The organism is Hyphomonas sp. J20-32 (assembly GCF_055808555.1).
Map to the genome: position 1 here is coordinate 3,099,904 of NZ_CM147873.1, position 12,542 is coordinate 3,112,445.

Annotated in this window: 5 protein-coding genes, 2 tRNA genes and 3 rRNA genes; 1 reads left to right on the forward strand and 9 read right to left on the reverse strand. The window is 57.6% G+C overall.

Annotation, left to right across the window (positions count from 1 at the left end; translation table 11 throughout):
• Positions 1 to 167 precede the first annotated feature (167 nt).
• The 8 genes from rrf to AC0L7I_RS15050 form a co-directional block, all read right to left on the reverse strand.
• Positions 168 to 282: ribosomal RNA gene (gene rrf / locus AC0L7I_RS15015) — 5S ribosomal RNA — on the reverse strand.
• Between the two features lie 102 nt (positions 283 to 384).
• Positions 385 to 3,160 (reverse strand): 23S ribosomal RNA (locus AC0L7I_RS15020).
• A gap of 264 nt (positions 3,161 to 3,424) precedes the next feature.
• Positions 3,425 to 3,500, reverse strand: a tRNA-Ala gene (locus AC0L7I_RS15025).
• A 51-nt stretch (positions 3,501 to 3,551) separates the two neighbouring features.
• Positions 3,552 to 3,628, reverse strand: a tRNA-Ile gene (locus tag AC0L7I_RS15030).
• Positions 3,629 to 3,854: 226 nt separating this feature from the next.
• Positions 3,855 to 5,309, reverse strand: a 16S ribosomal RNA gene (locus AC0L7I_RS15035).
• The 16S, 23S and 5S rRNA genes sit together here with 2 tRNA genes alongside, the layout of an rRNA operon.
• A 637-nt stretch (positions 5,310 to 5,946) precedes the next feature.
• A complete protein-coding gene (locus AC0L7I_RS15040) occupies positions 5,947 to 6,381 on the reverse strand; it encodes a CBS domain-containing protein (protein WP_473397241.1) in 435 nt (144 codons plus the stop codon).
• Positions 6,382 to 6,472: 91 nt separating this feature from the next.
• Positions 6,473 to 7,180, reverse strand: coding sequence for a rhomboid family intramembrane serine protease (locus AC0L7I_RS15045; RefSeq protein WP_473397242.1), 708 nt, complete (start codon positions 7,178 to 7,180; stop codon positions 6,473 to 6,475).
• A gap of 155 nt (positions 7,181 to 7,335) precedes the next feature.
• Positions 7,336 to 9,900, reverse strand: coding sequence for a TonB-dependent receptor (locus AC0L7I_RS15050; RefSeq protein WP_473397243.1), 2,565 nt, complete (start codon positions 9,898 to 9,900; stop codon positions 7,336 to 7,338).
• A gap of 371 nt (positions 9,901 to 10,271) precedes the next feature.
• Here AC0L7I_RS15050 and AC0L7I_RS15055 point away from each other — a divergent pair, with 371 nt between their 5' ends.
• A complete protein-coding gene (locus AC0L7I_RS15055) occupies positions 10,272 to 10,823 on the forward strand; it encodes a PAS domain-containing protein (RefSeq protein WP_473397244.1) in 552 nt (183 codons plus the stop codon).
• A 2-nt stretch (positions 10,824 to 10,825) separates the two neighbouring features.
• Here AC0L7I_RS15055 and AC0L7I_RS15060 read toward each other — a convergent pair whose 3' ends face one another.
• A complete protein-coding gene (locus AC0L7I_RS15060) occupies positions 10,826 to 12,460 on the reverse strand; it encodes a choline dehydrogenase (protein ID WP_473397245.1) in 1,635 nt (544 codons plus the stop codon).
• Between the last annotated feature and the right edge of the window lie 82 nt (positions 12,461 to 12,542).

The window sequence follows — 12,542 nt, forward strand, 5'->3', positions numbered from 1 at the left end:
AAGAGACCGGGCCCTGAAATGCAAATCCGGCCCGCCGTTCCAGGCTGAGGCCGGACAAGTTCCGTGTAGAACCAAGGTCCGCCACGGCAGGCCGTCATGCAACGACCATTCGAAGTAAAGGAAAGATATGTGTCTGCAAGAGGCATTATACTTACTGATTTCTGCGGACCCGGCAGCGACTTACTCTCCCACGCCTTAAGACGAAGTACCATCAGCGCAAGGGGGCTTAACGACCGAGTTCGAGATGGGATCGGGTGGGGACCCCCTGCCATAACCACCGGGTCGGCGGAAATCAGCAAGGTATAATGCAATATGAAACCAAAATGTCTTTTCGAGGCCCACGTATGAGCGAAAGCGATGCGCTTTCAACTACACACGAGTTTCACGATCAAGCCTATCGAGCAATTAGTACTGGTTAGCTTCATGCATTGCTGCACTTCCACACCCAGCCTATCGACGTGCTGGTCTTGCACGGCTCTCAGGGAGACCTAGTTTTGAGGTTAGTTTCCCGCTTAGATGCTTTCAGCGGTTATCTAGTCCACACATAGCTACCCTGCAATGCGGCTGGCGCCACAACAGGTCCACCAGAGGTGTGTTCATCCCGGTCCTCTCGTACTAGGGACAAATCCTCTCAAGTCTCCAACACCCACGGCAGATAGGGACCAAACTGTCTCGCGACGTTCTGAACCCAGCTCACGTACCACTTTAATCGGCGAACAGCCGAACCCTTGGGACCTGCTCCAGCCCCAGGATGTGATGAGCCGACATCGAGGTGCCAAACGATGCCGTCGATATGGACTCTTGGGCATCATCAGCCTGTTATCCCCGGAGTACCTTTTATCCGTTGAGCGATGGCCCTTCCACTCGGGACCACCGGATCACTATGACCGTCTTTCGACTCTGCTCGATCCGTCGATCTCACAGTCAGGCAGGCTTATGCCATTGCACTCAACGAGCGATGTCCGACCGCTCTGAGCCTACCATTGCGCGCCTCCGTTACACTTTGGGAGGCGACCGCCCCAGTCAAACTACCCGCCACACAGGGTCCCGGACCCCGATAAGGGGCCGCGGTTAGACATCAAAGAAGACAAGGGTGGTATTTCAAGGTTGGCTCCACACCAGCTGGCGCTGATGCTTCAAAGCCTCCCACCTATCCTACACATATATTCTTTAATGCCACTGTGAAGCTGTAGTAAAGGTTCACGGGGTCTTTCCGTCTGACCGCGGGTACCCCGCATCTTCACGGGGAATTCAATTTCGCTGAGTCTATGTTGGAGACAGTGGGGAAGTCGTTACGCCATTCGTGCAGGTCGGAACTTACCCGACAAGGAATTTCGCTACCTTAGGACCGTTATAGTTACGGCCGCCGTTCACCGGGGCTTCAATTCAAAGCTTGCACTTCTCCTTTTAACCTTCCGGCACCGGGCAGGCGTCAGACCCTATACGTCGCCTTGCGGCTTCGCAGAGCCCTGTGTTTTTGATAAACAGTCGCAACCCCCAGTTTTGTGCCCCTCAGCACTGGTTGCCCAATGTGAGGCCTCCTTCTCCCGAAGTTACGGAGGTAATTTGCCGAGTTCCTTCAACATAGTTCTCTCAAGCGCCTTGGTATGCTCTACCTGACCACCTGTGTCGGTTTCGGGTACGGTCTAATAGGGAGGCTATTTCCTGGGACTTCCAGGCTGCACCCTCAATCCAATAAGAGGATACAACTTTCGAAATCCGTCACTCATCCCTTGGCCCACGAATATTAACGTGGTTCCCATCGACTACGCCTTTCGGCCTTGCCTTAGGGGCCGGCTAACCCTGCGCAGATTAACTTTACGCAGGAACCCTTGGTCTTTCGGCGAGAGGGTCTCTCACCCTCTTTGTCGCTACTCATGTCAGCATTCTCACTTCCGATACCTCCAGCAAACCTCACGGTTCACCTTCACAGGCTTACGGAACGCTCCGCTACCGCTCATTACTGAGCCCGCGATTTCGGCGTATAACTTTAGTCCCGATACATTTTCCGCGCAGAGGCGCTTGATCAGTGAGCTGTTACGCTTTCTTTAAAGGATGGCTGCTTCTAAGCCAACCTCCTGATTGTCTCAGCACCTCCACATCGTTTCGCACTTAGCTATAACTTGGGGGCCTTAATCGGCGGTCTGGGTTGTTTCCCTTTTCACGACGGACGTTAGCACCCGCCGTGTGTCTGCCACGCATAACTTCTGGGTATTCGGAGTTTGAGAAGGTTTGGTAATTCGGTGAGAACCCCTAGCCCATTCAGTGCTCTACCCCCCAGAGTCTCATCGTGACGCTCTACCTAAATAGATTTCGCGGAGAACCAGCTATCAGCAAGTTTGATTGGCCTTTCACCCCTAGGCACAGGTCATCCGAGAGCTTTTCAACGCTCAACGGTTCGGCCCTCCAGTGCATGTTACTGCACCTTCAGCCTGCCCATACCTAGATCACTTGCCTTCGGGTCTAATGCTACGTACTCATTCGCCCTATTAAGACTCGCTTTCGCTGTGCCTACACCTAACGGCTTAAGCTTGCACGCAACACTAAGTCGCTGACCCATTATACAAAAGGTACGATGTCACCCCTAAGGGCTCCATCAGCTTGTAGGCATCCGGTTTCAGGATCTGTTTCACTCCCCTCATCGGGGTGCTTTTCATCATTCCCTCACGGTACTTGTTCACTATCGGTCGGTAAGGAGTACTTAGGCTTGGAGGGTGGTCCCCCCATGTTCAGACAGGATTTCACGTGTCCCGCCCTACTCTAAAAGGTCTTCATTTTACGGCTACGGGGCTATCACCCACTATGGCGCACCTTCCCAGATGCTTCGCCTTGTTTCAGACCAGGCCTGGTCCGCGTTCGCTCGCCACTACTAACGGAGTCTCAATTGATGTCCTTTCCTCCAGGTACTTAGATGTTTCAATTCCCTGGGTTTGCTTTTTAACCCTATGTATTCAGGTTAAAATATCTCACTAGTGAAATGTTAGACAGGTCGAGCGCCGAAGCGCTCGAATTATCCAACATCTCGGAGATGGGTTTCCCCATTCAGAAATCACCGGATCAAAGGGTGCTCTCGCCTCCCCGGTGCTTATCGCAGAGTGCCACGTCTTTCATCGCCTCTTACCGCCAAGACATCCCCCGGATGCCCTTTTGACGCTTGATCGTTTTTGAAACCCATGTGCAGTGGAAAACGCATACGCGCTCGCCACAAACATGGATCTCGATCAGACATGTTGGTTTCTTGCAGACTGACCCTTTGACCTGGTTCCCACATTGCTGCGAGGCAGGTTATTCGGCTGAAGCTGGTGACGCGCATGCACGAGGCATGGCGGCCGGCCGGATCAATCTTTCCCTTACGATGACAAATATCCCGGAGCCCAAAAGGCCCGGAAACGGTAAACTTCTTTCGTTCGTGTCGAATAGCGGATGGTGGAGCCTAGCGGGATCGAACCGCTGACCTCCTGAATGCAAATCAGGCGCTCTCCCAGCTGAGCTAAGGCCCCAAACCGGGCATCCGCAAGCGCGCTCCCATAACCTGCCGGAACAGGCTTCGATGGTGGGCCGAGGAAGAGTTGAACTTCCGACCTCACGCTTATCAGGCGTGCGCTCTAACCACCTGAGCTACCGGCCCCTGACCAGCAACTCGATAGAGCCACACGGTCAAAGTCGAAGACAGGCGATAACAAGCGCCCGCGGGGCTCGCTTACTTTTCAGGCTGCCGCAAAGCAACCCGAAGTACGAACGAAGGAAGAGAAACGAAGACGGCGTGAAAGCCGCTATGTGTTTGCCCCTCAAGGGGGCGAATGTTCTTTGGAACTCCAGAGCCTGGCAAGCCAGACAATCCGAAGCATCCTTAGAAAGGAGGTGATCCAGCCGCAGGTTCCCCTACGGCTACCTTGTTACGACTTCATCCCAGTCACTGATCCTACCGTGGCTCGCTGCCTCCGAAGTTAGCACACGATCTTCGGGTAGAACCAATTCCCATGATGTGACGGGCGGTGTGTACAAGGCCCGGGAACGTATTCACCGTGGCATGCTGATCCACGATTACTAGCGATTCCACCTTCATGCCGTCGAGTTGCAGACGACAATCCGAACTGAGACAGTTTTTGGGGATTATCCCATTGTCACTGCCATTGTAGCACGTGTGTAGCCCTACCCGTAAGGGCCATGAGGACTTGACGTCATCCCCACCTTCCTCCGGCTTGCCACCGGCAGTTTCCTTAGAGTGCCCACCCAAACGTGATGGCAACTAAGGATGAGGGTTGCGCTCGTTGCGGGACTTAACCCAACATCTCACGACACGAGCTGACGACAGCCATGCAGCACCTGTATCCGATCCAGCCTAACTGAAGGAATCCATCTCTGGAAACCGCGATCGGTATGTCAAGGGTAGGTAAGGTTCTGCGCGTTGCTTCGAATTAAACCACATGCTCCACCGCTTGTGCGGGCCCCCGTCAATTTCTTTGAGTTTTAACCTTGCGGCCGTACTCCCCAGGCGGAGAGCTTAATGCGTTAGCTGCGTCACTGACAGGCATGCCTGCCAACAACTAGCTCTCATCGTTTACGGTGTGGACTACCAGGGTATCTAATCCTGTTTGCTCCCCACACTTTCGCACCTCAGCGTCAGTACCAGTCCAGTTAGCCGCCTTCGCCACTGGTGTTCCACCGAATATCTACGAATTTCACCTCTACACTCGGTATTCCGCTAACCTCTCCTGGTCTCTAGACTTCCAGTTTCAAATGCAGTTCCAGAGTTGAGCCCTGGGATTTCACATCTGACTTAAAAGTCCGCCTACGTGCGCTTTACGCCCAGTAATTCCGAACAACGCTAGCCCCCTTCGTATTACCGCGGCTGCTGGCACGAAGTTAGCCGGGGCTTCTTTACTAGGTACTGTCATTATCATCCCTAGCGAAAGAATTTTACAACCCTAAGGCCTTCATCATTCACGCGGCATGGCTGCATCAGGCTTTCGCCCATTGTGCAAGATTCCCCACTGCTGCCTCCCGTAGGAGTCTGGGCCGTGTCTCAGTCCCAGTGTGGCTGATCATCCTCTCAGACCAGCTATAGATCGTCGCCTTGGTAGGCCATTACCCTACCAACTAGCTAATCTAACGCGGGCCGATCTTTCACCGATAAATCTTTCCCCCGGAGGGCGTATACGGTATTACCACTCGTTTCCAAGAGCTATTCCGTAGTGAAAGGTACGTTCCCACGCGTTACTCACCCGTCTGCCACTATATCGTTCGACTTGCATGTGTTAAGCCTGCCGCCAGCGTTCGTTCTGAGCCAGAATCAAACTCTCAAGTTGAGTGTTGATCTGACGATCCGTCCTTTGGAATAAGGACGGTTACTTTTGCTGTTAAGCATCAAGTATTGCGTTCTTGACGAGAAACCCTTTGTCACAAAGACCAGGCCGAAACCTGATCGATGGAAAAAAGAATTTTCTCTTAAGAAACGCATCCGTCGTGATCGTCTGGACATGGACCGAAATCCGTGTCCGCAAGCCGTCACGCCGCCTGCGTTTCTCTTCCTAATCTCTTACAATGTCAAACAGCTGGAACCGAAGTTCCGGTAGGCCATCCGGGGCGCCGCCCCTTCCGGAAGAGGCGGCTTATATGGGCCACCCAACTCCCCGTCAACACCCTTTTTTGCGCTTTCTGCAGTCTGCGTGTTTGACCACGTTTCCGACTGGATTTTGGCACAAATGAAATTGTCGACCGTTGTGACGGCCTGCAAAATCAGGCATTTCGAAGAACCGCATATATAGCCGCTGTTCGGGTGAAATATCAAGAACTATTTCACCTAATAAGCAGCCCGTCTGCGGGGCCCGCTTTGGAAACCGTTAGGTCTCTGCAGCGGAGGCCGGGGAATACCCCCCTGATGCCGAAGCCGCAACCCCTTAAAACAGGGTTTTGGCAGAAAATGTCACTTTTGTTGCAATCAGCCTAGTATTGCGCGGAAAGATAAGACTTCATCGCCTCTGCTTCGGCCTCTGTCTCGGCAATCTTCCATTTCACCAGGTCGCCGATCGAGACAAATCCGATCAGCTTTTCGTTGCGAAGGACCGGCAAATGGCGAATCCGCCGGTCGGTCATCAGCTGCATGGCGTGATCGATCCGCATCGTGGACGGCACCGTGACCACGTCGCGGGTCATCGCGTCGCCGACATTCATCTCCAGCGCCGCGTGGCCGTGGCGGGCCACCTGGCGCACGATATCGCGCTCGGAGAGGACGCCGACAATCGACTCGCCGGAATCCAGCGCAACAACCGCCCCGATTCGGCGCAAATCCAGCACCTTGGCGGCGGCGCCCAATGTATCGTCCGCAGCCACGGAGATCACTTCGCGCCCCTTGTCGTTCAGAATCTGGTCAATCGTCATGCATCATCCTCCAAGCCTCAATCGGTGATTCCGATTTCTTTGTTTCGCGACGATACCATATCCGGCGTGCCGAATCGATCAGGAACGCAAATCAGGCCTCGACGCCCTCCCGGCGCCACATGAGGAAACGGAACACGAGGGCGCCGGCAATGTATCCGCCGACATGGGCCTGCCAGGCGATTCCCGCGCCCAGCATGGCCGGTCCGATGAAGGCCAGGACCAGGTTTGCAACAAGGAAGACGAATGATCCCGCGATGAAGGGCCGGGAGACAAGGCGCGGCTCTGTGCCCTGCTGGGCCATCAGGACAGCCGCGATCAGGCCCGACACGCCGCCGGACGCCCCGATCGCCGGCTGCCCGACCGGATAGTTCGCGGCAAGGTGCGCAAGCGACCCGCCCGCCAGGCTCATGAAGAACAGGAAGAGGAACAGTTCGCCGCTCCAGTTGCGTCCGCGCGCACGGGTCCGCTCGAGAAACTCGTACACCGGCTTGCCGACGCCAAGCAGCATGGCCGTGTTGAGGCCGACATGGACCCAGTCGCTATGAACGAAGCCAATCGTGAAGAACGGCGCGATGGCCGAGACAATATTGGAATAAGGCTCGGCGGCACCTGGCGGCAGGCTGGCGCCGAGCCATCCCCAGAACCGTTCCGGAATGAGCGCCACGTTCCACAGCAGCGTGTCCTGCAGTCCGTCGCTGAGCAATATCCTTCCGCCGTGGGCCACCAGCAGGATCAGCGCCAGCGCCGTCACCACGGGCGGTGCATTGATGATGGGCGAACGTCCGGGATTTCGGGCCATGCAGCCTCCTGAGGGGAATCACACTTCCCTCTATATAGACACGCCTGCGCACAATGGCAGGCCGCGCCTGTGCTGCAGGCCGGCTTTCGGCCGCCAGACATAAAAAAGCCCCGCCGCGAACGACGGGGCTTTCTTCAATCTGGTCGCGGCTGGGCCTAGAACGACTTGCGGACCGTGATGCCGTAGGTTGCCGGCTGGTTCGGGTACCCGCTCAGCGAGCCGGCCTGCGCCACGGACGGGAACGCCACCGTGATGTACTCGTCATCAAAGATGTTGCGTCCCCAGACCGACACGCCAAGACCGCTTTCGGTCGTGAAACCTGCCGAAGCGTTCCATGTGCTGACTTCGCGCATCTCGCCGATCAGCGCCTGATCGGCCGGGTCGTCGAAATAGACCGATGGGCTCTCATACTGCCAGTCGGTGCGAACAAAAGCCTCGAGCGTGTTGATGTCGAACGTGTAAGTCGCCGACGTCGAGGTCGACGTTTCCGGGATGCCTTCTGGGGCCTGGCCGGTGATGTCGCCGCTCGCGGAGTTCCTGAAGTCATCATAGACCGGGTCCTGGAAGGTGCCGGCAAAAGTCAGCAACAGGTTGTCGGTCACATTCCATGATGCATCAAGTTCGAGCCCCTTGGTCGATTGCTTGCCCGCATTGGCCAGCGCGAAGCCGGTTCCGGTAAACACGTTCGACTGGAAGCCAGAGATGACCTGGTCGAAATAGGCCACGTTCACCGCAAACGAGTCATAGGCAAACTTCGCACCCACTTCGATCACCTTGGCTTCTTCCGGCCCGGCAAAGCGGGTACCCGTCGTCAGGTTCGGTACGGCCAGGCCCGCGTCGCGGATCGGCGATGAACCAGGGCTGGTCACAGACGAGCCCGGCGTGAAGTCGCTCGCGAACGGGCGGCTGTCACGTGACAGGTTCCATGATGTCGCCTTGAAGCCCGTGCCATACGAGGCATAGACGTTCAGGTTGTCGGTTGCGTCATAGGCAAGACGGAACGTGTAGGTCAGGTCATCGTCATTGGAGTGACCGTCTTCAACAGCGTTGGGGAACGCGAGGAAGGGCGGCAGGAACTGAAGCGGCTGGAGGCCGAGCAGCGGGTTCGTTGCCGGATCCTGCACAGCTGCCTGGATGGCTGCAAATGCGAGAGGATTGGCACCGGCAAAGGCGGCAACCTGCGCCGGATCGGTCGCATCGACGCTATAACCAGCCAAGGCTTGCGCGAAACCGATCGCGACCAGGTCCAGGCTCGAGAACGCATCCGTGTTTACGATGCTGCCATAAGCGTCTTTTTCGTCTTCAGTATAGTTGAGGCCGAGCGTGGCCGTGAACCGGTCCGTCACGTGCCAGTCGATCGTGCCAAAGAGGGACCAGGCCGTGTTGTCCTGCCCGAACTCCTCGACCAGCCCCTGGCCTTCCTGGGCAAAGACAAGCCCGACCGGCAGGCTGAGAGCCCCCTCGACGGCTGCCAGTCCGCCACCCGACAGGACGTCAGCATAGCCGCGGAAGTCGGCGCCATAGAAGAACTCATTATCGATGGCGACCGTTTCATCGAAATAGAACCCGCCGACCATCCAGTCGATCGGGCCGTCGCCGCCGGATGTCAGGCGAACTTCCTGCGTGAAGGTCTCGATATTGGTCTTGTTATAATTGCGCCCGATCAGGTCGGCAGACGTGAAGTCGGAGTTTGCATTCTGCTCCAGGTCTGATTCCCGGTAGGCCGTGATCGAGGTCAGTGTCATGTTGCCCAGGTCGAAATCGCCCTGCAGCGACAGGCCGCCATTATCGATCTTGTTCTCCGACCCGAAATTGTAGGCCACGTTATAAGAGAACGGATCTTCTGGCACGAGTTCGCCACCAAGGGCGTTGATGATCGGACCGGTCGGGCCGTTCACGACGTTGACGGCTGCACAGCAAAGTTCATCAATCGTGTCATAGTCGCCGATCAGGCGGAACGATGTGTTTTCGTTCGGTTCGAACAAGAGTTCGCCGCGAAGACCGAAACGGTTGCGCTCGTTGGTGTCCTGGCCGGTACCGATGTCGTCGACATAGCCGTCACGTGTATTGTAGCTGCCGCCGAGGCTGAACGCGAGCGTGTCGCTGATCGGACCGGTGACATAGCCCTTGGCGCGGTATCCGTTGAAATTGCTGACAGTGCCTTCGACATTGCCGCCGAGCTCAAAAGACGGCTTCTTAGTCACCACCGAAATGACACCCGCAGACGCGTTCTTGCCGAACAGCGTCGACTGGGGACCGCGCAGCACTTCAACGCGCTCGATGTTCGGCAGGTCGGAAATCTGGGACGCCGACCGCGAACGGTACACGCCATCGATGAACACACCGACCGAGGGCTCGATACCGGCATTGTTGGCACCGTTGCCGAAGCCACGGATGACGAAATTCGTGTTGGCCGACGACTGGAGCTGGCCGACGCTGAGCGATGGCACGACCGACTGGAGGTCGTTGAGATCGAGAATTTGGGCTTTGGCGATGACGCTTTCGTCAACAACCGAAACGGCGACCGGAACGTCCTGGAGCGTTTGCTCCCGCTTGGTCGCGGTGATCGTGACCGTCTGCAGCGTCCGTGGTGATTCGTCGTCTGCTTCCTGTGCAATGGCTGGCGTGGCGGCGCTTGCAATGGCGGCGAAGCCGACGCTGAAGCACAGGGCTGTCTTTAGATTCGAACGCGCAGCGGCGCGTGAAGGTGTCTTGGACACTCGGTATTCTCCCTGGGATTTTGTAGTCAAGTTTGAGAGGACGCCACGAGATTCGCGGCAGCGGATAGGTAACGGTGCGCGCAGGACTAACGGAGCCGTTTTTCTGCGCAAGACCTCCACCGCAAAATTATCGCCCAGGCGCAGCACGCTTGCCTCCCCCGATATCTCCGGTTGTTTCGACTTGGTACGATCTGGCACATCTGGGCTGCCGGCGCGCGACGCGTGTGCCCAGCGCATTCCCTTTGAGGCGAATTTCGCGCGTTCACCGTCTGCTTTTCCCCAGACACATGATCCTGCTTCTGGAATGGATATTGCGATTGCCTGTTCAGGACGGCCCGCTGCGGGCCAAATCAATATGGAGACAGCCTGTCATGCAAGACCGGTCAATACACCCGAACACCCGGATCCTGATCGACGCATGGCGCAGGATGAGCCGGGGGCCGGATTCCAATGCGGTCGATGACCCGCGCGTGGCCGAACACCCAGACCTGATCACGCAATTGTTTGTCGTCCAGCACGGCAAGGATGATGGCTGGCGATTCCGCACCGCCGGACAGGGCCTCTCCGGCCTGCTGGGCCGCGACTTGACCAATCATGACTTCCTGGAACTCTGGAGCGGCCCTGACCGGTACATGATGACCCATTTCATGGAAGCCATTCGCTATGACGGCGCGCCGGGCGTGGTCCGCGGTCGCGGCGAAACGCTCACCGGCCAGCGCGTGGAAGTCGAAATCACCCTGATGCCGCTGGTGCGGCCAGGCGGCCAGACTGATACGCCCCGCCTGCTCGGCCTCTACCAGACGCTTGGCGGCGAACCCATGCTCAAGGGCCGCCCGATCTGGCGCCACCGCATCTCCATGCTTGTACCGCCGGACACACAGATCGAAGGCCCGAAACTGCGCCTCGTCGCCAACAACGCCTGACCTCAGGCTGGCGTGAGGGTGTCCTCACGTGCCAGGGCGGGTTTGCCGAGCATCATGTCGGCCGCTTTCTCGGCCACCATGATCGTCGGCGCATTCGTGTTCCCGCCCACGAGCGTCGGCATCACCGACGCATCAACGACACGCAGCCCGTCGACGCCGCGCACACGCAGCTGGCCATCGACGGGGCTCGCATCGTTCGTGCCCATCGCGACCGTGCCGACCGGATGGTAGATCGTCTCCCCGGTCCGGCGGATGAAAGCGTCGATATCCTCATCGGTGACGACGCTTGCTCCCGGCATGATTTCCGCCCCGCGCAATGCGTTCAGCGCCGACTGGCCACACACATCCCGCACCATTTTCACAGCCTCGCGCATGACCCGGCGATCTTCCTCTGTCGCCAGGTAGTTCGGGTCGATGACCGGATGCGCAAAGGGATCGGCCGAAGCGAGGGAAATCGTGCCCCGGCTTTCCGGCCGCAGCTGGCAGGCATGAACGGTAAAACCGTCCTTCTGCGGATCATGATTGCCATGGTCCATCATGATCGCATTAACGAGGTGCAGCTGGATGTCGGGCATCGACAGGCCTTCGCGTGAATTGATGAAGGCGCCCGCCTGCAGGAAATTGTCGGCCCCGGCACCGGTCTGGTTGAACAGGTATTGAAGGCCCACGCCGAGTTTCTTGAAACCCTTCTGCTGCGAATAGGCCGATACGGGCTGGGTCATCTCGTGGATCACGGTGACGTCCAGGTGGTCCTGGAGGTTCTGGCCGACGCCCGGCGACTTCACCTTCGCCTTGATGCCGAACCGGTCGAGATGTTCCGGATTGCCGATCCCCGACAGCATCAGGATTTGCGGCGACTGGACCGCACCGGCGCAGACAACGACTTCCTTGTCGGCATGGATCACCTGGGTCAGCGCGCCCTTGCCTTCGACGACTTCAACGCCCGTCGCGCGCCCGTTCTCGATCAGCACGCGCGTCACCAGCCCGGTCGAGATGACCGTCAGGTTCGGCCTGACACCCTCGATCGGCCGCAGGTAGCCGTATGAGGCACTCCAGCGTTCGCCCTTGTGGATCGTGCGCTGGTAACGGCCGAAGCCTTCCTGCTGGGCGCCGTTGAAATCGTCAGTCAGCTTGAACCCGGCCTGTTCGCCGGCCTGGACAAAGGCGCGGTAGATCGGGCTCGACATCGGGCTTTCCGATACACGCAGCGGGCCCGCGCCGCCATGGAACGCGCTGTCGCCGGACTCATGGGCTTCGGAGCGTTTGAAATAGGGCAATACATCGGCATAGCTCCAGCCGGTCAGGCCCATCTGGGACCATTGGTCATAATCGCCCGCATGGCCGCGAATATAGACCATGCCATTGATTGAAGACGATCCGCCCCAGCCTTTGCCCCGGGGCCAGTAAAGCTTGCGCCCGTTCATGTGTTTCTGGGCTTCGGTATGGAAGCCCCAATTCTGGTCATTGGCCTGCTTGATCAGGCTGCCGACACCAGCCGGCATGCGGATCATCAGCGAATTGTCTTTCTTGCCCGCTTCAATCAGGCAAACCTTGATCGCCGGATCGGCCGACAGGCGGTTGGCCAGCGTGCACCCGGCGCTGCCAGCGCCAACGATGACATAATCATAAGTTTCCATGAAATGCGGCTCCGGCCCGGTTGGATAATGAATGACGCGCCCGGAACCCGTGTTCCGGCCTGTCTCGACAACACTTTGTGAA

What these genes read in the sequence shown, in the direction of transcription:
- AC0L7I_RS15060 (WP_473397245.1), bottom strand. Translation starts at nt 12,460, where the DNA reads ATGGAAACTTATGATTATGTCATCGTTGGCGCTGGCAGCGCCGGGTGC.
- AC0L7I_RS15045 (WP_473397242.1), bottom strand. Translation starts at nt 7,180, where the DNA reads ATGGCCCGAAATCCCGGACGTTCGCCCATCATCAATGCACCGCCCGTG.
- AC0L7I_RS15040 (WP_473397241.1), bottom strand. Translation starts at nt 6,381, where the DNA reads ATGACGATTGACCAGATTCTGAACGACAAGGGGCGCGAAGTGATCTCC.
- AC0L7I_RS15055 (WP_473397244.1), top strand. Translation starts at nt 10,272, where the DNA reads ATGCAAGACCGGTCAATACACCCGAACACCCGGATCCTGATCGACGCA.